Annotated in this window: 25 protein-coding genes and 1 pseudogene; 20 read left to right on the forward strand and 6 right to left on the reverse strand. The window is 69.4% G+C overall.

All coding sequences use genetic code 11. The features are described 5' to 3' along the window. The first annotated feature begins 87 nt into the window (after window positions 1–87). The 3 genes from A5764_RS20395 to A5764_RS20405 are packed head-to-tail and all read left to right on the forward strand — an operon-like array spanning window position 88 to window position 3,659. Entirely contained in the window at window positions 88–1,032 is a 945-nt protein-coding gene (locus A5764_RS20395; RefSeq protein WP_156664777.1) for a DUF4436 domain-containing protein, read from the forward strand. A 58-nt stretch (window positions 1,033–1,090) separates the two neighbouring features. Continuing rightward, window positions 1,091–1,798: a rhomboid-like protein gene (locus tag A5764_RS20400; RefSeq protein ID WP_231989764.1), complete on the forward strand. Its 708-nt coding sequence runs from the start codon at window positions 1,091–1,093 to the stop codon at window positions 1,796–1,798. 4 nt (window positions 1,799–1,802) lie between these two features. Further along, window positions 1,803–3,659, forward strand: a complete 1,857-nt coding sequence (locus A5764_RS20405; RefSeq protein WP_067116224.1) for a S9 family peptidase — start codon at window positions 1,803–1,805, stop codon at window positions 3,657–3,659. Here A5764_RS20405 and A5764_RS20410 read toward each other — a convergent pair. After that, window positions 3,656–4,582 (reverse strand): class I SAM-dependent methyltransferase, encoded by a 927-nt coding sequence (locus tag A5764_RS20410; RefSeq protein ID WP_067116227.1) that lies wholly within the window; start codon window positions 4,580–4,582, stop codon window positions 3,656–3,658. The two genes, A5764_RS20405 and A5764_RS20410, sit on opposite strands and share 4 nt — an antisense overlap. A gap of 73 nt (window positions 4,583–4,655) precedes the next feature. Here A5764_RS20410 and A5764_RS20415 point away from each other — a divergent pair, with 73 nt between their 5' ends. From A5764_RS20415 to groL, 10 genes are all read left to right on the forward strand, one after another. Further along, complete coding sequence (locus A5764_RS20415) at window positions 4,656–6,071, forward strand: bifunctional ADP-dependent NAD(P)H-hydrate dehydratase/NAD(P)H-hydrate epimerase (RefSeq protein WP_067116307.1); 1,416 nt, start codon at window positions 4,656–4,658, stop codon at window positions 6,069–6,071. A gap of 15 nt (window positions 6,072–6,086) precedes the next feature. Then, on the forward strand, window positions 6,087–7,469 hold the full coding sequence (locus A5764_RS20420) for a glutamate decarboxylase (RefSeq protein ID WP_067116230.1): 1,383 nt from the start codon (window positions 6,087–6,089) through the stop codon (window positions 7,467–7,469). 46 nt (window positions 7,470–7,515) lie between these two features. Continuing rightward, entirely contained in the window at window positions 7,516–8,691 is a 1,176-nt protein-coding gene (gene alr, locus A5764_RS20425) for an alanine racemase (protein ID WP_067116310.1), read from the forward strand. Between the two features lie 52 nt (window positions 8,692–8,743). After that, window positions 8,744–9,796 carry an alpha/beta fold hydrolase gene (locus A5764_RS20430; RefSeq protein WP_197501646.1) on the forward strand — a complete coding sequence of 351 codons (1,053 nt, stop codon included), beginning with the start codon at window positions 8,744–8,746 and terminating at the stop codon, window positions 9,794–9,796. Further along, window positions 9,789–10,316 carry a tRNA (adenosine(37)-N6)-threonylcarbamoyltransferase complex ATPase subunit type 1 TsaE gene (gene tsaE, locus A5764_RS20435; RefSeq protein ID WP_255361112.1) on the forward strand — a complete coding sequence of 176 codons (528 nt, stop codon included), beginning with the start codon at window positions 9,789–9,791 and terminating at the stop codon, window positions 10,314–10,316. The genes A5764_RS20430 and tsaE overlap by 8 nt, the downstream gene beginning before the upstream one ends. Window positions 10,317–10,459: 143 nt before the next feature. Further along, window positions 10,460–11,131 (forward strand): tRNA (adenosine(37)-N6)-threonylcarbamoyltransferase complex dimerization subunit type 1 TsaB, encoded by a 672-nt coding sequence (gene tsaB / locus A5764_RS20440; RefSeq protein ID WP_369807347.1) that lies wholly within the window; start codon window positions 10,460–10,462, stop codon window positions 11,129–11,131. After that, window positions 11,128–11,595, forward strand: a complete 468-nt coding sequence (gene rimI, locus A5764_RS20445) for a ribosomal protein S18-alanine N-acetyltransferase (protein ID WP_067116236.1) — start codon at window positions 11,128–11,130, stop codon at window positions 11,593–11,595. The genes tsaB and rimI overlap by 4 nt, the downstream gene beginning before the upstream one ends. After that, entirely contained in the window at window positions 11,592–12,626 is a 1,035-nt protein-coding gene (gene tsaD, locus A5764_RS20450; protein WP_067116239.1) for a tRNA (adenosine(37)-N6)-threonylcarbamoyltransferase complex transferase subunit TsaD, read from the forward strand. Before rimI ends, tsaD begins: the two co-directional genes overlap by 4 nt. 269 nt (window positions 12,627–12,895) lie before the next feature. Beyond that, window positions 12,896–13,198: a co-chaperone GroES gene (gene groES / locus A5764_RS20455; protein ID WP_007167930.1), complete on the forward strand. Its 303-nt coding sequence runs from the start codon at window positions 12,896–12,898 to the stop codon at window positions 13,196–13,198. An 83-nt stretch (window positions 13,199–13,281) separates the two neighbouring features. Continuing rightward, window positions 13,282–14,901 (forward strand): chaperonin GroEL, encoded by a 1,620-nt coding sequence (groL, locus tag A5764_RS20460; RefSeq protein ID WP_067116242.1) that lies wholly within the window; start codon window positions 13,282–13,284, stop codon window positions 14,899–14,901. Here groL and A5764_RS20465 read toward each other — a convergent pair. Beyond that, a complete protein-coding gene (locus A5764_RS20465) occupies window positions 14,898–15,077 on the reverse strand; it encodes a hypothetical protein (protein WP_067116245.1) in 180 nt (59 codons plus the stop codon). The two genes, groL and A5764_RS20465, sit on opposite strands and share 4 nt — an antisense overlap. A 208-nt stretch (window positions 15,078–15,285) precedes the next feature. On the opposite strand from A5764_RS20465, the gene A5764_RS20470 reads away from it, so the two are divergent. Continuing rightward, a complete protein-coding gene (locus A5764_RS20470; RefSeq protein ID WP_067116319.1) occupies window positions 15,286–16,254 on the forward strand; it encodes an LLM class F420-dependent oxidoreductase in 969 nt (322 codons plus the stop codon). A gap of 19 nt (window positions 16,255–16,273) precedes the next feature. Here A5764_RS20470 and A5764_RS20475 read toward each other — a convergent pair whose 3' ends face one another. The 3 genes from A5764_RS20475 to A5764_RS20485 form a co-directional block, all read right to left on the reverse strand. Then, window positions 16,274–16,753: a hemerythrin domain-containing protein gene (locus A5764_RS20475; RefSeq protein WP_067116248.1), complete on the reverse strand. Its 480-nt coding sequence runs from the start codon at window positions 16,751–16,753 to the stop codon at window positions 16,274–16,276. Next, window positions 16,750–17,541, reverse strand: coding sequence for a Rieske 2Fe-2S domain-containing protein (locus A5764_RS20480; RefSeq protein WP_082951825.1), 792 nt, complete (start codon window positions 17,539–17,541; stop codon window positions 16,750–16,752). Before A5764_RS20480 ends, A5764_RS20475 begins: the two co-directional genes overlap by 4 nt. A gap of 304 nt (window positions 17,542–17,845) precedes the next feature. After that, complete coding sequence (locus A5764_RS20485) at window positions 17,846–18,154, reverse strand: WhiB family transcriptional regulator (protein ID WP_067116254.1); 309 nt, start codon at window positions 18,152–18,154, stop codon at window positions 17,846–17,848. Between the two features lie 390 nt (window positions 18,155–18,544). Here A5764_RS20485 and A5764_RS20490 point away from each other — a divergent pair. From A5764_RS20490 to A5764_RS20500, 3 genes and pseudogenes are all read left to right on the forward strand, one after another. Next, window positions 18,545–19,286, forward strand: a pseudogene (locus tag A5764_RS20490) (hypothetical protein). 81 nt (window positions 19,287–19,367) lie between these two features. After that, window positions 19,368–19,943, forward strand: coding sequence for an ECF RNA polymerase sigma factor SigD (gene sigD, locus A5764_RS20495; RefSeq protein ID WP_067116257.1), 576 nt, complete (start codon window positions 19,368–19,370; stop codon window positions 19,941–19,943). Next, window positions 19,936–20,763: an anti-sigma-D factor RsdA gene (locus tag A5764_RS20500; RefSeq protein WP_067116260.1), complete on the forward strand. Its 828-nt coding sequence runs from the start codon at window positions 19,936–19,938 to the stop codon at window positions 20,761–20,763. The genes sigD and A5764_RS20500 overlap by 8 nt, the downstream gene beginning before the upstream one ends. Window positions 20,764–20,790: 27 nt before the next feature. Here the strand turns inward: A5764_RS20500 and A5764_RS20505 are convergent, their stop codons facing one another. After that, on the reverse strand, window positions 20,791–21,201 hold the full coding sequence (locus A5764_RS20505) for a DUF5319 domain-containing protein (RefSeq protein ID WP_067116263.1): 411 nt from the start codon (window positions 21,199–21,201) through the stop codon (window positions 20,791–20,793). A 161-nt stretch (window positions 21,202–21,362) separates the two neighbouring features. On the opposite strand from A5764_RS20505, the gene guaB reads away from it, so the two are divergent. From guaB to A5764_RS20520, 3 genes are all read left to right on the forward strand, one after another. Then, entirely contained in the window at window positions 21,363–22,973 is a 1,611-nt protein-coding gene (guaB, locus tag A5764_RS20510) for an IMP dehydrogenase (protein WP_067116266.1), read from the forward strand. A 14-nt stretch (window positions 22,974–22,987) separates the two neighbouring features. After that, window positions 22,988–24,127, forward strand: coding sequence for a GuaB3 family IMP dehydrogenase-related protein (locus A5764_RS20515; RefSeq protein WP_067116322.1), 1,140 nt, complete (start codon window positions 22,988–22,990; stop codon window positions 24,125–24,127). A gap of 139 nt (window positions 24,128–24,266) precedes the next feature. Beyond that, window positions 24,267–26,003, forward strand: a complete 1,737-nt coding sequence (locus A5764_RS20520; RefSeq protein ID WP_067116269.1) for a GMC oxidoreductase — start codon at window positions 24,267–24,269, stop codon at window positions 26,001–26,003. Window positions 26,004–26,039 lie beyond the last annotated feature (36 nt).

Here is a 26,039-nt window from a genome sequence, read left to right on the forward strand (position 1 = left end):
GGGCATAACCGGGCATAGCCGGAATGCCTTCTGCCGTAAGGCCTGCGGCCCAGTTCCCGCCGTCTTACAATCTCCGGGCGGTCATTCATGCGAGCGAGCGGAGGCAAGTTGTCGGCGGACGGTTCCGAGAAGCACGGCAGACGTTTCGGAAGAGTGTTGATCATCGGTCTGGTGGTTCTGTTCGTTACGACCTATGCCATCACGGTCGGGCTGTATGCCAGATCCGGGTGCGGCTGCCCTCTTCAGGTCACCTCGGGTCAGGCGACGGCCGACGGAACCACCGTGACCATCGATCTCCAAGAATTTCAGGCGGTGAAGGGCGTACTGAACGGCAACGTCACGGTCTCGCCCGGACCCGATTTGCTGGACCCGCTGACCGGCGGTCTGCGGGAGGATCTCACCGTCGCGGTGCACTCCGCGGTGACCCCCACCCGGCGCAGCTGGGCGAAGGGAACAGTGCTCGGCGTCTTTCCCGTGCCGTTGAACATCACGGGTGACTCGTCGGATTACCCTTTCGATCACTACCATTCGGGCCCGATCACCGTCGACCTCTTCCGCGGCGCCTCCCAAGTGCCGCAGCGGGCGCCGGTGGCGTTCGTCGACCGTCTTCCGGGTTGGAAGGTGGACATACCCACCAGCGGTAAAACGGATTTGCCCGCGCCCTACCGAGTGCAGGTGCACCGGTCCCTGAGCACGGCGGCCTTCGCGGCCGTCATCTTCGCGATGTTGATCGCGCTTGCCGCGATCGGCCTCGTCGTCGCCATCCAGACGCTGCGCGACCGGCGGAAGTTTCAGCCGCCAATGACGACGTGGTACGCGGCGATGCTGTTCGCGGTGATGCCGCTGCGCAACGCCCTGCCCGATACACCGCCCATCGGCTCATGGATCGACGTGACCATCACCCTGTGGGTGGTCGTCGCGTTGGTGAACGCGATGTTGATCTACATCGTTTGCTGGTGGCGGCACCTGCGACCCGAGGCCGACAAGCCGGCCGACAAGCCGGCCGATCCGGTCGCGGTCGCCGCCGCGTAGCGGGCGCTGTTGGGCGAAGTCGTACCGGCGCAACGCCCGGCGTGCAAAAGTTGACATCGTGGTGAACGCGTCGGTGGGGAAACGCCTGCGAAGCATTTGGCTCGCGGTGTTGCAATTCGTCAGCGGCGCGCCGTTGACCTACAGCTGGCTGTTCGTGCTGATGATCACGACGATCATCCAGAACCAACTTCCGGGGCGGCAACTGCACACCGTGCTGCTGCACCGATCCACCAACATCCACGCGCTGGGAACCGATCCGCTCGACGTGCTGTTTTCCAGCCTGCTGTGGATCGACGGCAAGAACCTGGAGCCCTACCTGCTGCTGTTCACGCTGTTCCTGGCGCCGGCGGAGCACTGGCTGGGCCAATTGCGTTGGCTCACCATCGGATTGACCTCCCACATCCTCGCCACCTATATCAGCGAAGGCATTCTCTATTACGCGATCGAGAATCACGAGGCCTCGCAACGGCTGGTGCACGCCCGCGACATCGGGGTCAGCTATTTCCTGGTCGGGGTGATAGCCGTGCTGTCCTACCACATCGCCCGGCCCTGGCGCTGGGGTTACCTCGGGGTGCTGTTCGTCATCTACAGTTTTCCGCTGGTGACGATGGACCGCCACCAGCTGAACTTCACCGCGATCGGTCACTTCGCCGCGATCCTGATCGGGCTGTGCTTTTACCCCATGGCCCGCGAGCGCAGGCGTCCGCCTTTGAATCCGGTGAGATTTCGCGCCGCTCTGCGGCGGATCGGCGCTCGCGAGGCGTAGAACGATGGCCGAGCAGGTGCGTGCGCTCTACGGCGCGTCGGTGTCACCGGACGGCACCGCCTTCGCCCACCTCGTCGACGACGGCGGCTATCCCCGTGCGGTGCAGCGCTTTTTGAGCGGCCGCCGAGCCAGCTCGTCGCGGGACGTCAAGCTCCCGGTCGAGGGCCCCGTCTCGCGCGTCATCCATTCCGCCGACGGTCACTGGCTGGCCTGCGAGGTGGCGCCCGGGGCCGAAACCCGGCACCAGATCTGGGTGGTCACCACCGATCCCGACGATCGGATGGCCTGGCGCATCGACTCCGAACAGGACGGCACCGCCGAGCTGATCAGTTGGGACGGCACCCTGGTGAGCGCGATCCTGACCGGCGAGGACGGCGTCGGGCAATCCTGCCTGATCGATCCGGTCGACGGCGGGTGCACCGTGATCGACCGCCGATCCGGCGGGCGTCTGGTCGACGCGTGGGCCGGGGCGTCGCTGATCCGGGTCGGGCCGCGCGGCTACCACGAAATGGTGATGCTGCACGGCCAGACCGAAATCGCCCTGCTGCCTTCGGATCCCGGCTCGGTGACCGCGCAGGGCATCATTCTCGACGACCATCATCAGCGCCGGGTGCGCTACGGCCCGACCGGCGAGCAGACCAGGCTGTACTACCCGGGCGTGGGCGCCCGGGGCTACTTCCGCGCGTTGCTGGTCAGCGACAACGGCTGCGAGCATGCCCGGCTGCTGGAGGTGACGGCCACCCTCGACGGCGTGAGCTACTTCGTGCTGGCCGAGCGGCCCGACTGCGATCTCGACGAGTTCATCGTCAGCGACGACCTGTCGACCGTCGCGTTGTTGTGGAACCTGCAGGGCGCCAGCGAGTTACAGATCCTGGAATACACCGACTACACGCTGAACGATCCGATCCCGCTGCCGGGCCCGGTGGCCGGCGAGCTGTCCATCAGCGCCGGCGGCTCGCTGGTGGCGATGACCGTGCAGGGCCCGGCGATGCCACGAACCGTCGAGCTGGTGGACCCGCGCACCGGCGAATGGCAACTCGTCGACCCCGAGCCCAGCCGGGGCCCGCTGGCCCCGGGCTTCTCGGCCCAGCCGACGCTGGAGACGATCACGGCGCGCGACGGGCTCGAGCTGCCGTCGTGGCTGTACCGATCGAGCCAAAACGGCTCGTCCGCAGGCGCTTTGGTGTATCTACACGGCGGCCCGGAAGGCCAGGCCCGCCCCGACTACAGCGAGATCTTCCCGGCGATCCTGGGCGCCGGGGTCTGCGTGCTGGCGCCGAACTTCCGCGGCTCCGGTGGGCTGGGCCGCAGCTTCGTCCACGCCGACAACAAGGAGAAGCGGTTCGCGGCCATCGACGACGTCGCCGACTGCGTGCGCTTCCTGGTGGACAACGGGATCGCCGACCCCAAGCGAATCGCTTGCGCCGGTTGGTCTTACGGCGGCTACCTGACGATGGCGGCGATGACCTTCTACCCGAAGTTGTTCGCGGCCGGGGTCACCATCTGCGGCATGAGCGACCTGACCACGTTCTACCGCTACACCGAGCCGTGGATCGCAGACGCCGCGTATCCGGAGTACGGCCATCCCGTCAACGACCGCGAATTACTCGAGCGGCTCTCGCCGTTGCGCCGGGTCGACGCCCTGACCGCGCCGCTGCTGGTGGTCCACGGCGCCCACGACACCAACGTGCCGGTCAGCGAATCCGAGCAGATCGTCGAGGCGCTGCGCGGGCTCGGGCGCGACGTGCGCTACCTACTGTTCAGCGACGACGGCCATGAGATCGCCAAGCGCGAGAATCACACGGCGCTGGCCGCCGCGATGACCGAATGGCTGACCGGCGCTTTCGCCCGGCGCGCCTAGATCCTCCTGGCGGTGACGTAATACAGGCCGGTGAGGGTCTCGGTCTCCGGCTTGGCGTCGAAGGGCAGCGAAAGGCCATGGGCGCCAGCCAGTTCCGGGACGCTGATCGCATCCGTGGTCCAGCCGTGGCTGCCCAGGTATTCGACGACGTCGTTGCGGTCGCCGGGATACCACAGGTCGGTCATCTCGACGTCGAAGCCGTGTTGGCGCCACTGCTCGGTGACTTCACGCATGCGATCGGCCATCGTCTGCACGGCATCGCTGCCGCCCCGCAGGTTCTCGGTGGCCAGTTGGCTTCCCGGCGGGCTCAACGCGGCGATGTTGTCCAGCAACCGATCCTGCGCGTCGGGCGGCAAGAACGGCAGCAGGCCTTCGGCGCTCCACGCCGTGGGTTTGGTGGGGTCCAGGCCGGCCGCGCGCAGCGCTGCGGGCCAGTCGTGGCGAAGGTCGACGGGCACAGCCCGCCGATCGGCGGTCGGCGCGGCGCCCAGATCGGCCAGGGCCGCTGTCTTGAACTCGATGACCCGGGCCTGGTCGATCTCGAACACCGTCGTCCCGGCCGGCCAGGGCAGCCGGTAGGCGCGGGCATCCAGGCCCGACGCCAAGATCACCGCCTGCCGGATCCCGGCATCGGCTGCGGCCATGAAGAAGTCGTCGAAGAAGCGGGTGCGCAGGCCCATCATGGCGGCCATCCGGACCATGCCGAAGTCGGCACCGTCGTCGACCTCCGCGGGATCCAATTCACCGCTGGCGAGCCGGGTGAAAAAGTCCACGCCGACCGCGCGCACCAGCGGCTCGGCGAACGGGTCGTTGATCAGCGGGTTATCGCCGCGACCCGCCAGTGCGCGCCCCACCGCGACGCCGGTGGCGGTGGCGCCCACGCTGCTCGCCAAATCCCAGGTGTCGTTGTCCGTCCGTGCCATCTGCGCCTCCCGTGTCCGCCGTTTGATCCGAGCCGTGCGCGAGGGTACGCCTCGACATGGAATGCTTGCCTTGATGCGGCATTACTACGCTGTAGACGCGATCCGCGACGCCGAAGCGCCGCTGCTGGCCACCCTTCCCGACGGTGCCCTGATGCGACGCGCGGCCTTCGGGCTGGCCACCGAGATCGTCCGCGAGCTGACCGCCCGGACCGGTGGGGTGGCCGGCCGCCGGATCTGCGCGGTCGTCGGCTCCGGCGACAACGGCGGTGACGCGCTGTGGGCGGCGACGTTCCTGCGCCGCCGCGGCGCCGCGGCCGAGGCCGTGCTGCTCAACCCGGAGCGCACTCACCGCAAGGCGCTGGCCGCGTTCCGCAAAGCCGGCGGGCGTGTAGTCGAAACCATCTCGGCCACCACCGATCTCGTCATCGACGGGGTGGTCGGCATCTCCGGTTCCGGACCGCTGCGGCCGGCCGCGGCCGAGGTGTTCGCGGGTGCCAGACAGATCCCGGTGGTCGCCGTCGACATTCCCAGCGGCGTCGACGTGGCGACCGGCGCGATCACCGGACCCGCCGTGCAGGCCGCGCTGACCGTCACCTTCGGTGGGCTCAAGCCCGTGCACGCCCTCGCCGACTGCGGCCGCGTCGAGCTGATCGACATCGGCCTGGCCCTGCCAGAGGCGGACGTGTTGGCTTTCGAGGCCGCCGACGTCGCCGCCCGCTGGCCGGTGCCCGGCCCCCACGACGACAAGTACACCCAGGGCGTCACCGGGGTGATGGCCGGCTCGTCGACGTATCCGGGCGCCGCCGTGCTGTGCACGGGTGCCGCCGTCGCGGCAACCTCCGGCATGGTCCGCTACGCCGGCAGCGCGCACAAGGAGGTGCTCTCGCAGTGGCCCGAGGTGATCGCGTCGCCCAGCCCGGCGTCGGCCGGGCGGGTGCAATCCTGGGTCGTCGGTCCCGGGCTGGGCACCGACGAGACCGGGGCCGCGGCGCTGTGGTTCGCGCTGGACACCGACCTGCCGGTGATCGTCGACGCCGACGGGCTGACCATCCTGGCGGCGCACCCCGAGCTGCTACAGAATCGCGGCGCGCCGACGGTGCTGACCCCGCACGCGGGTGAATTCGCGCGGCTGGCCGGTAACCCGCCCGGGGACGACCGCGTCGGCGCGTGCCGCAAGCTGGCGGACGCGTTCGGCGCCACGGTGTTGCTCAAGGGCAACGTCACGGTCATCGCCGACCCCGGCGGCCCGGTGTATCTCAACCCGGCGGGTCAGTCCTGGGCGGCCACCGCCGGCTCGGGCGACGTGCTGTCCGGGATGATCGGCGCGCTGCTGGCGTCGGGGCTGCCGGCCGGCGAGGCGGCCGCGGCCGCGGCCTTCGTGCACGCGCGCGCGGCGGCGCTGTCGGCGGCCGACCCGGGCCCCGGTGAGGCGCCGACGTCGTCGTCGCGGATCGTCCCGCACATCCGGGCCGCCCTGGCCGCCCTCTAGCGAAAGGAACCCCTCGTGCCACAACATCCGTCCCTGCCCGCGCACTCGATCGCCCCCGCCTACACCGGCCGACTGTTCACCGCGCCGGTGCCCGCGCTGCGGATGCCCGACGAATCGATGGACCCGGAGGCCGCCTACCGCTTCATTCACGACGAGCTGATGCTGGACGGCAGCTCCCGGCTGAACCTTGCCACCTTCGTAACGACGTGGATGGACCCCGAGGCCGGCAAGTTGATGGCCGAGACCTTCGACAAGAACATGATCGACAAGGACGAATACCCGGCGACCGCGGCCATCGAGCAGCGCTGCGTGTGCATGGTGGCCGACCTTTTCCACGCGGACGGCCTGAACGACGCCGACCCCTACAGCGCCTGCGGGGTGTCCACAATCGGCTCCAGCGAGGCGGTGATGCTGGGCGGGCTGGCCATGAAGTGGCGGTGGCGGGCAAGGGTCGGAAAAGACTGGAAGGGCCGCACCCCGAACCTGGTGATGGGCTCCAACGTCCAGGTGGTCTGGGAAAAGTTCTGCCGCTACTTCGACGTCGAGCCGCGGTACCTGCCGATGGAGGAGGGGCGCTACGTCATCACCCCCGAGCAGGTCGTCGACGCCGTCGACGAGGACACCATCGGGGTGGTGGCGATCCTGGGCACCACCTACACCGGCGAACTCGAACCGGTCGCCGACATCTGCGGCGCGCTGGACAAGCTGGCCGCCGGGGGCGGTGTGGACGTTCCGGTGCACGTCGACGCCGCCAGCGGCGGATTCGTGGTGCCCTTCCTGCATCCCGAGCTGAAGTGGGACTTCCGGCTGCCGCGGGTGGTGTCGATCAATGTCAGCGGCCACAAGTACGGGCTGACCTACCCGGGGGTCGGGTTCGTCGTGTGGCGCAGCAAGGAGTACCTGCCCGAGGATCTGGTGTTTCACGTCAATTATCTGGGCGGCGACATGCCGACGTTCACGCTGAACTTCTCCCGCGCCGGAAACCAGGTCGTCGGCCAGTACTACAACTTCCTGCGGCTGGGCCGCGACGGCTACACCAAGGTCATGCAGACGCTGTCGTCGACCGCGCGTTGGCTGGGCGAACAACTGCGCGTGGGAGACCACTGCGAGCTCATTTCGGACGGCTCGGCGATCCCGGTGGTCAGCTTCCGGCTCGCCCGGAACTGCGGGTACACCGAGTTCGACCTCTCCCACGAGCTGCGCGGCTACGGCTGGCAGGTGCCCGCCTACACCATGCCCGACAACGCCACGGATATCTCCGTGCTGCGCATCGTGGTGCGCGAGGGGCTCTCGGCCGACCTGGCCCGGGCGCTGCACGACGACGCCCGCAGCGCGCTGGCGTCGCTGGACAAGGTCAAGCCAGGCGGACACTACGACGCCCAGCACTTCGCGCACTGAGGCGCGCGCCGCCAGCGTGTGACGAGGTTCTGGGACAATGGCGGCCATGAAGGGGCGGACCGTTACGCCGATATCCCTGACCCCCGGGGTCCTCGCCGAGGCCGTGGTGGACCTGGGCGCGATTGCGCACAACGTGCGGGTGCTGCGCGAGCACGCCGGTCGCGCGCAGGTGATGGCCGTCGTCAAGGCCGACGGTTACGGGCACGGGGCGGCCCAGGTCGCCCGCGCGGCGCTGGCCGCCGGGGCGGCCGAGCTGGGTGTCGCCACCGTCGACGAGGCGCTGGCGCTGCGCGCCGACGGGATCACCGCGCCGGTGCTGGCGTGGCTGCATCCGCCCGGCATCGACTTCGGACCGGCGCTGCTGGCCGACGTGGAGCTCGCCGTGTCCTCGGTGCGCCAGCTCGACGAGGTGCTGGACGCGGTGCGCCGCACCGGCCGCACGGCGACGGTGACCGTCAAGGTCGACACCGGGCTTAATCGCAACGGCGTGGCCCCGGCGCACTACCCGTCGATGATGACCGCGCTGCGCCAGGCCGTCGCCGACGACGCCATCCGGCTGCGGGGGCTGATGTCGCACATGGTGCACGCCGACCAACCCGAGAGCCCCATCAACGACCTTCAGGCTCAGCGGTTTTCCGACGCCCTCGCGCGGGCGCGCGACGAGGGGCTGCGGTTCGAGGTTGCGCACCTGGCGAATTCGTCGACCACGATGTCGCGTCCCGACCTGACACTCGACCTGGTGCGGCCCGGCATCGCGGTGTACGGCCTCAGCCCCGTGCCGCAGCGGGGTGACATGGGGCTGATACCGGCGATGACGGTGAAATGTGCTGTGGCGCTGGTGAAGCCGGTCCGTGCCGGTGAGGGCGTGTCGTATGGGCACACCTGGATCGCCGAGCGTGACACCAACGTGGCGCTGATGCCGATCGGCTACGCCGACGGAGTGTTCCGGTCGCTGGGCGGGCGGCTGGACGTGCTGATCAACGGCCGGCGGCGGCCCGGTGTCGGGCGGATCTGCATGGACCAGTTCGTCGTCGACCTGGGGCCCGATCCGGTCGATGTGGCCGAGGGCGACGAGGCGGTGCTGTTCGGGCCGGGCACCGGCGGCGAGCCCACCGCGCAGGACTGGGCCGACCTCCTGGGCACCATCCACTACGAAGTCGTGACCAGCCCCCGCGGGCGGATCACCAGAACCTACCGCGAGGCCGAAACCGTTGAGCCGTGACAAAACCCGCAGGCGCCGCAGGGAAAGGGCCTGGCTTGCGGGAGGCGCCGGGCTGACCGCCGTCGCCACCATCGTCGCAGCCTCCATCAGCCGGTCGATGACCCAGCGCGCCACCACGTTCGAAGACCCTTACGCCGACGAGGATTTCGACACGCTGGAACGCGACCGCAGCTACGTGGTGACCACTCCCGACGGCGTGCCGCTGGCCGTCCGCGAAGCGGGCCCGGTGGACGCCGAGGTCACCATGGTCTTCGTCCACGGATTCTGTTTGCGGATGGGCGCCTTTCATTTTCAGCGCACCCGGCTGCCCGACCGGCTGGGTCCGCGCGTGCGGATGGTGTTCTACGACCAGCGCGGGCACGGGCGCTCGGGCGAAGGGCCGCCCGAGACCTACACGCTGACCCAGCTGGGCCAGGACCTGGAAAGCGTGCTGGAGGAGGTCGCACCCCGCGGGGTGATCGTGCTCGTCGGCCACTCGATGGGCGGCATGACGGTGCTGTCGCACGCCCGCCAGTTCCCCGACCAGTACGGCGGACGGATCGTCGGCGCCGCGATCATCTCCTCGGCTGCCGAAGGCGTAACCCGGTCGCCGCTCGGTGAGATCCTGAAAAATCCTGCGCTGGAAGCCTTCCGGTTCACCGCCCGCTCTGCGCCCAAGCTGATGCACCGCGGCCGCAACGTGTCGCGGTCGCTGATCGGCCCGATCCTGCGGGCCGCGTCCTACAGCGACCTGCAGGTCAGCCGGAGCCTGGACGCTTTCTCCCAGCGGATGATGAACGACACCCCGATCGCCACCATGGTGGGCTTCCTGGACGCCCTGGAGAAACACGACGAGACCGCCGGGCTGTGGACGTTGCTGAAGGTCCCGACATTGATCGCCTCCGGCGATCACGACCTGCTCACCCCGGACGAGTACTCGCGGAAAATGGCTGCCTCGCTGCCGCAGTCCGAACTGGTCATCGTCACCGGGGCCAGCCACCTCGCCTTGCTGGACAAGCCCGAGGCCATCAACGACGGCCTGGTCCGGCTGGTTCATCGTGCCGTTCCGGGCAAGATGGCCCTGCGTTACCAGCGATTCCGGGAAAGGTTGCGGCGCAATGGCTAATGGCGTCGATCCGCCGCGCCCGGCTTCGCCGCGCTTGCGATCGCCGCGGGGTGACCGAACGGCACTTTCGCGCACGGCCACGCTCGAACGCGTCGAAGACACCATGGCGCTCGGGTCGCAATTGGGCCAACAGCTCAAGGCGGGCGACGTGGTGGTACTCTCCGGTCCGCTCGGCGCGGGAAAAACGGTGCTGGCCAAGGGAATTGCGGAAGCGATGGATGTCGACGGCCCCGTCACGTCGCCGTCGTACGTGCTGGCGCGGGTGCACCCGCCGCGGCGACTCGGCGCGCCGGCGATGATCCACGTCGACATGTACCGGTTGCTGGACCACGACGGCGCCGACCTGCTGGGTGAACTCGACTCGCTGGACCTCGACACCGATCTCGACGACGCCGTCGTCGTGGTCGAGTGGGGCGAGGGCCTGGCCGAACGCCTCTCCGAGCGGCACCTCGACGTACGGCTGGAGCGCGTCAGCCACTCCGACGTCCGGATCGCGACCTGGGAATGGGGCGGCCCATGACCCGCACCGGCGACGATGCAGCGCGCGGCGATGAGCTGGGGGTACCTCCCAGCCGCGAAGCGGCGAGGGGGAGAGCGGTGCGCATAAGCAATGTGCTGGCCCTCGACACCGCCACCCCGGCGGTGACGGCGGGCATCGTGCGCATGCCCGATCTGGAGGTACTGGCCGAGCGGGTCACCGTTGACGCCCGGGCGCACGCCGAGCGACTCACCCCCAACGCGCTGGCCGCCCTCGACGACGCCGCGCTGACCATGGCCGATCTCGACGCCGTCGTGGTGGGCTGCGGTCCCGGGCCGTTCACCGGTCTGCGGGCCGGGATGGCGACCGGCGCCGCGTACGGGCATGCGCTGGGCATCCCGGTGTACGGCGTGTGCAGCCTGGACGCGATCGGTGTGCAGACCACCGGCGACGTCCTGGTGGTCACCGACGCCCGCCGGCGCGAGGTGTACTGGGCCCGCTACCGCGACGGCGCCCGCACACACGGCCCTGCCGTCAGCGCCCCCGCCGCCGTGGACCCCGGCCCCGCGCGCGCGGTCGCCGGCTCGCCCGAGCACGCCGCGCTGTTCGACCTGCCGCTCCGCGGTCCCGCCTGCCCGACGCCGGCCGGCCTCGTGCGCGCGGTGACGATGCCGGCCGGGACGGCCGGAGGAGGAGCCGCGCCATCGGCCTCCGCGGTGACGATGCCGGCCGGGACGGCCGGAGGAGGAGCCGCGCCATCGGCCTCCGCGGTGACGGAGTGGTCGGACAACCCCCCGCCCCTGGTGGCGCTGTATCTGCGCCGGCCCGACGCCAAGCCGCCGGCGGCCCGCCGATGACCGCCTGCAGCGAGCCCGTGACCATCGGCGCGTTGACCCCCGCCGACGCCGAGCGGTGCGCCGAGCTCGAGGCGGTGCTGTTCCCCGGCGACGACCCCTGGCCCGCCGTGGCGTTCAACCGGGAACTGGCCGGCAGCCACAACCACTATGTGGGCGCGCGCACCGGCGGCACGCTGGTCGGCTACGCCGGCATCTCGCGGCTGGGCCGCAAGCCGCCGTTCGAGTACGAGGTGCACACCATCGGCGTCGACCCGGCCTATCAGGGCCGCGGTATCGGCCGCCGGTTGCTCGACGACCTGCTGGCTTTCGCCGACGGCGGCGCCGTCTACCTCGAGGTCCGCACCGACAACGAGGCGGCCATCGCGCTGTACCGCAGCTCGGGGTTCGAGCAGATCGGCCTGCGCCGGCGCTACTACCGCGTCAGCGGCGCCGACGCCTACACGATGCGTCGGGAGGCCCGATGACAGTCATCCTGGCCATCGAAACGTCTTGCGACGAAACGGGAGTCGGCATCGCCCGGCTGGACGGCTCCGGTCCGGGGGCCACCGTGACGCTGCTGGCCGACGAGGTGGCCTCCAGCGTCGACGAACACGTCCGCTTCGGCGGCGTCGTCCCCGAGATCGCCTCCCGCGCGCACCTGGAGGCCCTCGGCCCCACCATGCGCCGCGCGCTGGCCGCCGCGGGCCTGCACAAGCCAGACATCGTGGCCGCCACCATCGGGCCCGGGCTGGCTGGTGCCCTGTTGGTGGGAGTGGCCGCGGCCAAGGCGTATTCGGCCGCGTGGGGGGTGCCGTTCTACGCCGTGAACCACCTGGGCGGACACCTGGCCGCCGACGTCTACGAGCACGGGCCGCTGCCCGAGTGCGTGGCGCTGCTGGTGTCCGGCGGGCATACCCACCTGTTGCACGTGCGGTCCCTGGGCGAACCGATCGTCGAGCTGGGAAGCACCGTCGACGACGCCGCCGGCGAGGCCTACGACAAGGTGGCGCGGCTGCTGGGGCTGGGTTACCCGGGCGGCAAGGTGCTCGACGACCTGGCCCGCACCGGCGATCGCGACGCCATCGCGTTCCCCCGTGGCATGACCGGGCCGTCCGACGACCCCTACGCGTTCAGCTTCTCCGGGCTGAAGACCGCCGTCGCGCGCTACGTGGAAAGCCATCCCGACGCGGCCAACGCCGATATCGCCGCCGGCTTCCAGGAGGCCGTCGCCGACGTGCTGACCAAGAAGGCGGTGCGGGCGGCCACGGCGCTCGGGGTTTCCACCCTGTTGGTCGCGGGGGGAGTGGCCGCCAACTCGCGGCTGCGGGAGCTGGCCAACCTACGCTGCGCCGAGGCGGGCCTGATGCTGCGGATCCCCCGGGCCCGGCTGTGCACCGACAATGGCGCGATGATTGCGTCGTTCGCCGCGCACCTGGTGGCCGCCGGGGCGGCGCCGTCACCGCTGGACGTCCCCAGCGACCCGGGCCTGCCGGTGCTAAAAGGGCAGGTCGCGTGATCGGTTTGGGCCAACACGCGGGAAGCAGCGGGCCGCCCTTGAGTGCTAGCACTCGCGTGTATAGAGTGCTAGGTGGCAATCGGACGATCCCCTGTGCCGGCACCCGCGACGACGGCGCGAGGGCGCGGCCGAATGCCGATCACCTGATAATTCGGACGGTTCCGGGGCAGGCTCGGACCGACCGCTAACTCCGGTCCGGATAACCGGACCGCAACCAACACAGTCGGGGTGAACGCCCCGACCGATCAAATTAGTGGAGGGCTCCAATCGTGGCGAAGGTGAACATCAAGCCACTCGAGGACAAGATCCTCGTGCAGGCCAACGAGGCCGAGACCACGACCGCGTCCGGTCTGGTCATTCCTGACACCGCCAAGGAGAAGCCGCAGGAAGGCACCGTCGTCGCAGTCGGCCCCGGCCGTTGGGACGAGGACGGCGAGAAGCGGATTCCGCTCGACGTGTCGGAGGGTGACACCGTCATCTACAGCAAGTACGGCGGCACCGAGATCAAGTACAACGGCGAGGAATACCTGATCCTGTCGGCACGCGACGTGCTGGCTGTCGTATCCAAGTAACCCGTGTCCCGCCCCGGCGATCCCCGCGTTGCACCGCGGGTGATTTCCGGGGCGGCATGCGTTCTAGGCGGTGAGGGAACCTGATGAGCAAAGTTATTGAGTACGACGAAACCGCGCGCCGCGCCTTGGAGGCCGGCGTCAACAAGCTCGCCGACGCGGTCCGGGTGACGCTGGGGCCCCGTGGCCGGCATGTGGTGCTGGCCAAGGCATTCGGCGGGCCGACGGTGACCAACGACGGCGTCACCGTCGCGCGCGAGATCGACCTTGAAGACCCGTTCGAGAACCTGGGCGCCCAGCTGGTGAAGTCGGTGGCCACCAAGACCAACGACGTCGCCGGCGACGGCACCACCACCGCGACCGTGCTGGCGCAGGCGCTGGTCAAGGACGGCCTGCGGATGGTGGCCGCCGGTGCCAACCCGATCTCGCTGGGCATCGGCATCGGCAAGGCCGGCGACGCGGTGTCCGAGGCCCTGCTGGCGTCGGCCACCCCGGTGGCGGGCAAGGATGGGATCGCCCAGGTGGCGACGGTCTCCTCGCGTGACCCGCAGATCGGCGAGCTGGTCGGTGAGGCGATGACCAGGGTCGGCGCCGACGGCGTCGTCAGCGTCGAAGAGTCCTCGACCCTGAGCACCGAGCTCGAGTTCACCGAGGGTGTCGGCTTCGACAAGGGCTTCCTGTCGGCGTATTTCGTGACCGACTTCGACTCCCAGGAGGCCGTGCTCGACGAGCCGCTGATCCTGTTGCACCAGGACAAGATCAGCTCGCTGCCGGACCTGCTGCCGATGCTGGAGAAGGTCGCCGAATCGGGCAAGCCGCTGCTGATCATCGCCGAGGACGTCGAGGGCGAGGCCCTGGCGACGCTGGTGGTCAACTCGATTCGCAAAACGCTCAAGGCGGTCGCGGTCAAGGCGCCGTTCTTCGGCGACCGACGCAAGGCGTTCCTCGAGGACCTGGCGGTGGTCACGGGCGGTCAGGTGATCAACCCCGACGCGGGCCTGCTGCTACGGGAGGTCGGCACCGACGTGCTGGGCTCGGCCCGGCGGGTCGTGGTCAGCAAGGACGACACCATCATCGTCGACGGCGGCGGCGCCAAGGATGCGGTCGCCGACCGCACCAAGCAGCTGCGCGCCGAGATCGAGAAGAGCGACTCGGACTGGGACCGCGAGAAGCTGCAGGAGCGGCTGGCCAAGCTGGCCGGCGGGGTGGCCGTCATCAAGGTGGGTGCCGCGACCGAGACCGCGCTCAAGGAGCGCAAGGAAAGCGTCGAGGACGCCGTCGCGGCCGCCAAGGCCGCCGTCGAGGAGGGCATCGTCGCGGGCGGCGGATCGGCGCTCATCCAGGCGCGCAAGGCGCTCAAGGAGCTGCGTTCGTCGGTGAGCGGCGACGAGGCCCTCGGCGTTGACGTGTTCTCCGTGGCGTTGGGCGCACCGCTGTACTGGATCGCCAACAACGCCGGGCTGGACGGGGCGGTCGCGGTCAACAAGGTCGGCGAGCTGCCGGCCGGGCACGGGCTGAACGCGGAGACGCTCAGCTACGGTGACCTGCTGGCCGACGGGGTCATCGACCCGGTCAAGGTGACCCGGTCGGCGGTGGTCAACGCGGCGTCGGTGGCCCGGATGGTGCTGACCACTGAGACGGCGATCGTCGAGAAGCCGGCGGAGTCCGACGACCACGGCCACGGCCACGGGCATCACCACCACTAGAAGCGACGCGCTACGGACAACATCCCCGGCCTGATGGTCGGGGGTGTTTTCGTGTTTGCGGGGTGCACCTCGACGGTCGTGTAGCGGATCCGGCGGCGGTCAACGCCAAGCTCGCTGAATTCGCGCACAGGTAACTGAATAGCGGGGCCGGAAAAGTGGACGTCGACCACGGCCACGGGTTCACCACCGCTAGTCGAGCGATGCGACACACCTCCTGCCGCTGGCCGGGGCTGTTTCGCTTTTCGGCGATGCCCGCCACATCCAGACATAATCCACGCACACTCGTCTCCGCGAGTCGTCGCAGACGTTTATGTGTCGCGATGGCCTGTAATCGAGGACGACCCCGTCGGAATGCGAACGGCGCCCGGCGGGTTGCAGTGGGGCGTGACTATTCGCCTCGGATTGCAGATTCCCAACTTCTCCTACGGCAAGCCAGTCGCCGAACTGTTTCCCGCCGTCCAGGCTCAGGCCCGCGAGGCCGAGAGTGCTGGGTTCGACACTGTCCTGCTGATGGATCACTTCTACCAATTGCCGACACTGGGTGAACCCGACGAACCCATGCTGGAGGCCTACACCGCGCTGGGCGCCTTAGCCGCGTCCGTCGAGCGCGTGCAGCTGTCAACCTTGGTGACCGGCAACACCTATCGCAACCCGACCTTGCTCGCCAAGGAGATCACGACGTTGGACGTCGTCAGCGCCGGGCGCGCAATCCTCGGCATCGGAGCGGGATGGTTCGAGCTGGAGCACCGGCAACTGGGCTTCGAGTTCGGCACATTCACCGAGCGGTTCGAAAAGCTCGAGGAGGCACTGCAAATCATCGTCCCGATGCTGCACGGCGAGAGGCCCAGCTTCTCCGGCAAGTGGTATCACACCGAAAGCGCGACCAACGAGCCGCGCTATCGAGACCACATTCCGATCATGCTCGGCGGTAGCGGCGAAAAGAAGACATTCCGCCTGGCCGCCCGCTACGCCGACCACCTCAACATCATCGCCAACATCGACGAGTTGCCCGGCAAGCTGAACGTGCTCCGCCAGCGCTGCGCCGAAATCGACCGTGACCCGGCAACTTTGGAAACCAGTTGCCTGCTGACGATCGTGCTCGACGGCTACGGCGCGCCCAGGGACATCGGCGAGGCTCAGGGCGGCCGGGCGGTCACCGGTACGCCCGACCAGGTAGCCGACGAGATCCAACGCCGGGTGCTTGACGCAGGCATCGACGGCGTGATCATCAACCTGCCGACGCACCGCTACACACCCGGTGTCGTCACAGCGGTGGGCGAGGCGCTCAAGCCGCTGGTCGACGCGCAGTCACGTGGTGGCCGCTCACAGCCGCACGCTGCGCAGGTCGGGTAGCCACCGGCGGCGGGTCAGCTCAGAGCGCGCTGAGCAGAGCCTTGCGGCCGCGGACGCGGAGTCTGTTGATGGTCGACTCTCGTAACCGGTCGATGCGCTCGAGCATCCGGTTGCCGAGCGCGTCGAGCATGTCTTCGCTCAAATCCACTGGCGCCGGGCACAAGTCGCGCTCCTCCTCGGTGGCGTGGGCGTCCAGCACCGTCACGAACGAGTGCCATTCGTCGGCGTATTCCGGTGCCGACGGCGGCGTCCGAAGAAGCACCGCCAGCTGATCCCAGACCTGCCGATGCTCGGCGTGGGCGATCGCGACGAGGCTGGTGGCCGCCGACACCGCCGGATAGAACAAGTCGTCCTCGATGCGCATGTGAATGTCGAGTTCGATCAACAATTCGTCGAGGGCGTCTTGCCGTTCGTCGGTGTCCGCCGGTATCGCGGTGATCTTCTCGCACAGCCCGCGCAACACCTTATGGTGCTCGAAAAGCACGTCGTAGGCGTTCATTTCGCCGCTCCTCGCACCTCGATGAGCCCGTCCCGGACCCGCACCGGGTAATTCGGCAGCGCCGCCGTCGCGGGCCCGCGCAGCACCTTGCCCGATTCGCATGCGAACCGCGAGCCATGCCAGGGGCAGACGATCCGGCCGCGGTCGATCCAGCCGTCATCCATCGGCGCGCCCAGGTGCGGGCAACGCTCACCCACGGCCAGCACCCGACCGTCGCTGCGATACAGCACCACGCCAACGCCCTCTACGTCGACGCGTTGCGGCTGGCCGTCGAGTGCGGTTGCCGGCAGCACCGGCGTCCAGCGTTCCCCCGTCAACCGGGCGCCGGAGCGGTCCACCCCGGTGCCCGTTTCATAGACCAGACACCCACCCAGGTAGCCGCTGCCCAGGGCCAGGCCATAGCCGACGGCGCTAGTGAAGACCCCGCGCCGGTGACGCCCGCGGCCCCGGTCCCACCACGACAGCGCGTACAGGCCGGTGGCGAACCCGTTCAGGATGCCGTGAACGAGGCCGATGCGGCGCGATTCCTCGTGAGTGTGCTGCCAGTCCGTCAGACCGGTGGCGGCCGCGCCTACGCTGCCCACGATCCCGACGCCCAACGCAAACCTCGACGCGTCGCGCCATGCCGACGCCCGACCCGGCAGCACGCTGACCGCGTCCATCGCGACCGTCGCCGCCACCGCCCCCGTCGGCACCGACGTCAACGCCGGATGCAGCGGATGACCCAGCCAGGTGCCGTGCAGCGCGTTGCTGACACGGTCTCGGTACCGCCCCATGGCGGCGAACACGAACGTCAGACCGTGCTCGAGCCGATAGCTCGGCCGATCCAGCCACTGCTGTCGCCCCAGAATTGTTCGAACTGCTTGATGCGACCGCTCACCCACGGCACTCCTCCTGTGCGCGAGCGATCTGCCACGGGGTTCCCCACTACGCGACAGAACGCTCGCTCGAACCCGGGCCGGCGCGGCGCAACGGCTCTCGACGCCGCGTCGACAATGGACGGCGACCAGCCGGTGGCCTAGTCCATGAGGGGTACACGCGCGGCGGCCGCGAATCGTTCAATCGCGGCCGTGCAGCGGGACGAAGGGCCGATCAGGCCGAACGGCGGATGCCGCGGCCGCGGCCGATGTCGCCCTTGAGGAGCAGGTCGCGCTCGGATTCCGAAAGGCCACCCCAAACGCCGTAGGGCTCGCCGACTTCCAGCGCATGGGAACGGCATTCCTCGATCACCGGGCACCGCCGGCACATCTCCTTGGCTCGCTGCTCGCGTTGCATGCGGGCGCGGCCGCGCTCGCCGTCGGGATGGAAAAACATCGAGGAGTCAACGCCGCGGCACAGGCCTTGCAGCTGCCAGTTCCAGATGTCGGCGTTGGGCCCGGGTAGCTGCTCCGGCTGTGGCATAGGATCGTTCCCTCTCTGCACGGCACCGCCCGGAAGGTCAGGCTCGCGAAGCGCCCGACAAGCGATTGTGCACTGATTTGGAGTGGGGGTCACCGATGACTAACCCGTCAAGGAAGAACTTAGGGGCGACGACGAATTTCCGTCAATAGCCACTTAGCCCGGCAAAATATGTAAGCGTTGGAGCAGAATTAACTCGCCGTTCATCTACCACCGATTTGCCGAGTGAGAACCGTGCTACCAGGCCCTTGACCGCACCGAGATTTCCCAGCTCAGGGGGTGAGGAAGTGGGAAGGGCAATTAGGACGCAGCTGATCATGATTAACAGCTCGGTAACACAGACAGCACGAAGTGTTTACTACCATCACCGTGATTGAAACTGGTCACACTTTGATGATCGAGCAAAAGTTGGCTCAACAGTTGGCTGAGGCGGCCTTCGGCGCGCGACCCGACAGCTGGCCGTTGCCCGCGGCGATCACGCCTCAGCAGCTGTGGCTGCGGGCGGTCGCCGCCGGCGGTCAGGGCCGCTACGGCAGCGCCTACCGCGACCTCGAGGTGCTGCGGCGCGGCGTCGCGTCGGGCCGGCTGCTCTCGTTGGCCCACAGCACCCGTGGATCCTTCCTGCGCCAGCTCGGCTGGCACACGTCGGCACGCGGTTGGGACGGTCGGGCCCTGGCGCTGGCCGGCGACAATCTCGAGGCCCACGCCGACGCGCTGATCGGGCTGGCGGCCGACGCCCGGCGTGGTGCCGGACCGGCTGGCGGTGCGACGGGGGTGGGTGGCCGCCGAGCTGGCGATGGCCTCCGGGGACGGCCAGACCGCCTTGCGTCACGCCGAGGAGGCGGTCGAGTTGGCGGGCGCCATGGCTGCCAGGTCGGCGCGTCACCGCGTCAAGAGCGACGTGGTGCTGGCCGCCGCGCTGTGCAGCGCCGGCAGCGTGGATCGCGCCCGCGCGGTCGCCGACGAGGCGCTCGAGGCCACCTGCCGCCTGGACCTGATACCGCTTCGGTGGGCGCTGGCGTGCTTGCTGATCGATATCGAAAGCGACACGTTTTCGGCACAAAAACTGCTCGAAATTCGGGATATTTGCGCAGGCCAGGTGCGGCGCGCCGGGGGCGCGTGGCGTTGCGCTTGAAACGGCCCTCCGCCCGTTATTGTCATTTGGTTAGTTAGCCCGCGATGTGTCCCATTCGTAACGTTGGAGATACCGCCGTCGATGACAATTCAAGGGGAACGTCTCGACGCTGTGGTTGCGGAGGCCGTGGCGGGGGACCGGAACGCCCTACGGGAGGTGCTGGAGACCATCCGTCCGATTGTCGTGCGATATTGCCGGGCGCGCGTCGGCACAGTCGAACGGGGCGGCCTGTCAGCAGACGACGTGGCACAGGAGGTGTGCTTGGCCACCATCACCGCGCTGCCGCGGTACCGGGAGCGGGGCCGCCCGTTCCTGGCCTTCTTGTACGGCATTGCGGCCCACAAGGTCGCCGACGCCCATCGGGCCGCCGGCCGCGATCTTGCCTATCCCGCCGAAACCGTTCCCGAGCGCTGGTCGCCCGACGCCGGTCCTGAGCAACGGGCCATCGAGGCCGACTCGGTCAGCCGGATGAACGAATTGCTCGAAATTCTGCCTGCCAAGCAGCGCGAGATCCTGATCCTGCGCGTGGTCGTCGGCCTGTCGGCCGAGGAGACCGCCGCCGCCGTCGGCAGCACCACCGGAGCCGTCCGGGTGGCCCAGCACCGGGCGCTGTCACGGCTCAAGTCCGAAATCGTCGCGGCAGGTGACTATGCCTGAATTTGGTTACGCTGTTCCCGACCAACCGGCCCTGGACGAGTTGGCCCGCACCGATCTACTCCTCGACGCGCTCGCCGAGCGCCGGCCGGTCGACCTGGACGACCGCAACTTTGAAGCGCTGGCCGTCCTGATGCAGGACTGGCGCGACGACCTGCGGTGGCCGCCGGCCAGCGCGCTGGTGTCGCCGGAAGAGGCCGTCGAAGCGCTGCGTGACGGCCTGGCCGAGCGTTCCCGAGCCCGCCGCGGCCTGGCGACGGTCGGGTCGGTCGCCGCGACGCTGTTGGTGCTCAGCGGGTTCGGCGCCATGGTCGTCGAGGCCCGTCCCGGCGACACGCTTTACGGCCTGCACGCCATGTTCTTCGACCAGCCGCGGGTCAACGACAGCCAGATCGAGCTGTCCGCCAAGGCCGAGTTGGCGAAGGTCCAGCAAATGATCGACCAGGGCCAGTGGGCCCAGGCCCAGAATCAGCTGGCCGAGGTCAGCAGCACCGTGCAATCCATGAACGACGGGGCCAGCAGGCACGACCTGCTGAACGAGGTCAACCTGCTCAACACGCGGGTCGAATCGCGCAACCCGAACGCGACGCTGCCGGCCTCCGCGACGAGGCCGCCCGGCGCGCCCGCCGCATCCACGACCCCGACCACCAAATCATCGACTGCGGCCGGCACGACGTCCGCTGCGCCGAGCCCGTCATCCAGCTCGCCCAGCGCATCGCTCAGTCCGTCACAGACCCCGACGACCAGCCCGTCCTCGGGTCGGCATCGGCACCACGGGCACACGTCCACGCCGTCGACGCAGGCCCCGGACGACGCGCCCTGACGCGGGCCGGTCAGGCTGAAGAGGCGCTCAGTGGCGCCGGTGAAAATCGGCGTCTGACGTCGCTTCGTTGAGCGAGGCGTCGGCGTAGCCGCGGCAGTAATCCCACGTGACGTAGGAGTCGGGTTCCGGGTCGTAGGCCGGCTCGTGCGGACGGACGGTCCCGTCGATCAGCAGCTGTAGCAGGTTGGCCCGCAACATGTCCCAGTCGTGGTAGTGATCCTGCTGGCACTCGTCGCAGCACACCACCAGTCCGCGAATCCCCTTGTGCGCCAAGAGGGCCTCGTAGACGGCCAGGTCGGCCAGGTCGGCCTCGACCGCCATCCGCTCTTGCTGATCCAGGGGTTGTCCCGGCTCGACGGCTTCCAGCGCCGCCGACGGATCGCAGGGGTCGTCGGCGAACGGGTCAGGTGGCAAACCCGGTGGGAGGTGGTCGCGCACGTCTCTAGCCTACGCAGGCGGGCCGTCATAACGCCAGCAGGCAGCGATCCGCCGAGTCCGCGCCGGTTGCCCCCGGCGGCGCGCCCAAGCAAGCGAGTCCAGGTGTCCGCCGAGCCGATAGGATGGGCTTCTCACTCCGCATCGTATGGAGGGCCCCACCGATGTCCCGTGGCACGTCCGACCTAGAAGACAGCTCTGCCCTGGTCGCCGGTGCGTTCGTGCGCGACCCCCAGATTCGGGGCCTGACCGACGACCCGATGCCGACCGGGGGCGACAACCCGTACAAGATCGCGATGCTTGGGCTCACCTTCGACGACGTCATGCTGCTGCCGGCCGCCTCGGATGTGGTGCCCGCCAACGCCGACACCTCCAGCCAGCTCACCAAGAAGATCAGGCTCAAGGTGCCGCTGGTCAGCTCGGCCATGGACACGGTCACCGAGTCGCGGATGGCCATCGCGATGGCCCGCGCCGGCGGCATGGGTGTGCTGCACCGCAACCTGCCCGTCGCCGAACAAGCCGGCCAGGTCGAGATGGTGAAACGCTCTGAGGCCGGCATGGTCACCGACCCGGTCACCTGCCGCCCGGACAACACGCTGGCCCAGGTCGACGCGCTGTGCGCCCGGTTCCGCATCTCCGGGCTGCCGGTCGTCGACGACGTCGGGGCGCTGGTCGGGATCATCACCAACCGCGACATGCGCTTCGAGGTGGACCAGACCAAGCAGGTCGCCGAGGTGATGACGAAGGCCCCGCTGATCACCGCCCAGGAGGGGGTCAGCGCCGACGCGGCGCTGGGGTTGTTGCGGCGCAACAAGATCGAGAAGCTGCCGATCGTCGACGGACACGGCCGGCTGACCGGGCTGATCACCGTCAAGGACTTCGTCAAGACCGAACAGCACCCCCTGGCCACCAAGGACAGCGACGGTCGGTTGCTGGTCGGCGCCGCCGTCGGCGTCGGCGGGGACGCGTGGGTCCGGGCGATGATGCTGGCCGACGCCGGGGTCGACGTGCTCGTCGTCGACACCGCGCACGCGCACAACCGGCTGGTGCTCGAGATGGTCGGCAAGCTCAAGGCCGAAGTCGGCGACCGCGTCGAGGTGATCGGCGGCAACGTCGCCACCCGGTCCGCGGCCGCCGCGCTCGTCGACGCCGGTGCCGATGCGGTGAAGGTCGGTGTGGGGCCGGGATCCATCTGCACCACCCGCGTCGTGGCCGGCGTCGGTGCGCCTCAGATCACGGCGATTTTGGAAGCCGTCGCGGCGTGCGCGGCGGCGCGCGTGCCGGTCATCGCCGACGGCGGCTTGCAGTACTCCGGCGACATCGCCAAGGCCCTGGCCGCCGGCGCGTCGACGGCCATGCTCGGCTCGCTGCTGGCCGGCACCGCCGAGGCGCCCGGCGAACTGATCTTCGTCAACGGCAAGCAGTTCAAGAGCTACCGCGGCATGGGGTCACTGGGCGCCATGGCCGGGCGAGCCGGGCCGGGAGGGACGGGCAAGTCCTACTCCAAGGACCGCTACTTCGCCGACGACGCGCTCTCCGAGGACAAGCTGGTGCCCGAGGGCATCGAGGGCCGGGTGCCGTTCCGCGGGCCGTTGTCGTCGGTGATCCACCAGCTCACCGGCGGGCTGCGGGCCGCGATGGGCTACACCGGCTCGCCCACCATCGAGGTGCTGCAGCAGGCGCAGTTCGTCCGGATCACGCCGGCGGGACTCAAGGAGAGCCACCCGCACGATGTCGCCATGACCGTCGAAGCGCCCAACTACTACGCGCGGTGAACAGCGAACTGGCAATGGTCGAGATCGGGATGGGCCGCGCCGCCCGTCGCACCTACGAACTCAGCGAAATCAGCATCGTGCCGTCGCGGCGCACCCGCTCGTCGCAGGACGTCTCGACGTCGTGGCAGCTCGACGCCTACCGGTTCGAGATCCCCGTGGTGGCACACCCGACCGATGCCCTGGTCTCGCCGGAGTTCGCCATCGAGCTGGGCCGCCTCGGTGGGCTCGGCGTGCTCAACGGCGAGGGGCTGATCGGCCGGCACGCCGACGTCGCGGCCAAGATCGCCCAACTGATCGAGGCCGCCGAGAAGGAGCCGGAGCCCTCCGCGGCGATCCGGCTGCTGCAGGAGCTGCACGCGGCGCCGCTGGACCCCGACCTGCTGGGCTCGGCGGTGGCCCGCATCCGGGAGGCGGGGGTGATCACCGCGGTGCGGGTCAGCCCGCAAAACGCCCAGGCGCTGACGCCGGTGCTGCTGCAGGCGGGGATCGACCTGCTGGTCATCCAGGGCACGATCGTCTCCGCCGAAAGAGTGGTCTTGGACCGGGAAGGGGCCGGCGAGCCGCTGAACCTCAAGACCTTCATCTCCGAGCTCGACGTCCCGGTGGTCGCCGGCGGGGTGCTCGACCACCGCACCGCGCTGCACCTGATGCGCACCGGCGCCGCCGGCGTCATCGTCGGGTACGGCTCGACGAGGGGGGTGACCACCAGCGACGAGGTGTTGGGCATCAGCGTGCCGATGGCCACCGCGATCGCCGACGCCGCCGCCGCGCGCCGCGAATACCTCGACGAGACCGGGGGCCGCTACGTGCACGTGCTGGCCGACGGCGACATCCACACCTCGGGCGAGCTGGCCAAGGCCATCGCGTGCGGGGCCGACGCGGTGCTGCTGGGCACCCCGCTGGCAGAATCCGCCGAGGCGCTGGGCGGCGGGTGGTTCTGGCCGGCCGCCGCGGCGCACCCGTCGCTGCCCCGCGGGGCGCTGCTGCAGATCGCCGTCGGGGAGCGGCCGCCGCTGGAGCGGGTCCTCAACGGCCCGTCAGACGACCCGTTCGGCAGCCTGAACCTGGTCGGCGGCCTGCGCCGGTCGATGGCCAAGGCCGGCTATTGCGATCTGAAGGAGTTCCAAAAGGTCGGCCTGACGGTCGGCGGCTGAGCGCCGGCGGCCCTCGCAGGCCTCGCCGGCGAGGGGGAGGCCAGCCGCACGCTCGGCCACCAATATGCGGCCCGCCGCCCACTCGTGACGGCCCCGGGGGCGCTGGTTTATTACCGGCCGGTAAGGCCATACTGGTGCGATGAAGCCGGATTACGACGTCCTGATCATCGGTTCGGGATTCGGGGGCAGCGTCAGCGCGCTGCGGCTGACGGAAAAGGGCTACCGGGTAGGCGTGCTGGAGGCCGGCCGCCGCTTCTCCGACGAGGAGTTCGCCGAGACCTCCTGGGACCTGCGCAAGTTCCTGTGGGCGCCCAAGCTCGGTTGCTACGGGATCCAGCGCATCCACCCGCTGCGCAACGTGATGATCCTGGCCGGCGCCGGAGTCGGCGGCGGTTCGCTCAACTACGCCAACACCTTGTACGTGCCGCCGGAGCCGTTCTTCAAAGACCGGCAGTGGTCGCACATCACCGACTGGCGCGACGAGCTGATGCCGCACTACGAACAGGCGCAACGGATGCTCGGCGTGGTGGAGAACCCGACGTTCACCGACGCCGACCGCGTCGTCAAGGAGGTCGCCGACGAGATGGGGTTCGGCGACACGTTCGTGCCCACCCCGGTCGGGGTGTTCTTCGGCCCGGACGGCACCAAGGCGCCGGGCAAGACCGTGCCCGACCCCTACTTCGGCGGCGCCGGCCCGGACCGCACCGGCTGCCTGGAGTGCGGCTGCTGCATGACGGGCTGTCGCTACGGCGCCAAGAACACGCTGGTGAAGAACTACCTCGGCCTGGCGGAATCGGCCGGTGCGCAAGTGCATCCGATGACCACGGTGAAGGGCTTCGAGCAGCGCCCGGACGGGCTGTGGGAGGTTCGCACGGTCCGCACCGGCAGCTGGCTGCGCCGCGACCGGCGCACCTACACCGCCGAATACCTGATCCTGGCCGCGGGCACCTGGGGAACCCAGCACCTGCTGTTCAACATGCGCGACAAGGGCAAGCTGCCCCGGCTGTCCAAGCGCCTTGGAGTGCTGACCCGCACCAACTCCGAGTCGATCGTCGGCGCCGGTCGGCTCGAGGTGAAGCCGGACCTCGACCTGACCCACGGGGTGGCGATCACGTCGTCGGTCCACCCGACGTCCGACACGCACATCGAGCCCGTTCGCTACGGCAAGGGTTCCAACGCGATGGGGCTGCTGCAGACGCTGATGACCGACGGCGAGGGTCCTGAGGGCAACGACATTCCGCGCTGGAAACAGTTGCTGGACCAGGCCCGCGCGGACCCGCGGCGGATGATGCGGTTGCTCAACGTCCACCAGTGGAGCGAGCGCACCCTGATCGCGCTGGTGATGCAGCACCTGGACAACTCGATCACCACGTACACCAAGCGCGGCAAGCTCGGAATCCGCTGGTATTCCAGCAAGCAGGGCCACGGCGAACCGAACCCGTCGTGGATCCCGATCGGCAACCGGGTCACCCGCCGCATCGCCGACAAGATCGACGGCGTGGCCGGCGGCACCTGGGGCGAGCTGCTCAACATCCCGCTGACGGCCCACTTCCTGGGCGGCGCGGTGATCGGCGACAGCCCCGAGAGCGGCGTCATCGACCCGTATCACCGGGTGTACGGCTACCCGACCATGTACGTGGTCGACGGCACCGCGATCTCGGCGAACATGGGCGTCAACCCGTCGCTGTCGATCACCGCCCAGGCCGAGCGGGCCGCCTCGCTGTGGCCGAACAAGGGCGAGAACGATCTGCGCCCCCTGCAGGGCGACACCTACCGCCGGCTGGCCCCGACCCCGCCCGCGCGCCCCGGGGTGGCCCCCCCCCCCCCCGGCGCGCTGCGCTCGTTGCCGATCAATCCGATCGCCACGGCGGGCTGACGTGACGATCGCAAGCGCGGCGTAGCCGGGCGCTGC

This window comes from Mycobacterium sp. 852002-51057_SCH5723018, from assembly GCF_001667035.1.
In the GTDB taxonomy this organism is placed as follows: domain Bacteria; phylum Actinomycetota; class Actinomycetes; order Mycobacteriales; family Mycobacteriaceae; genus Mycobacterium.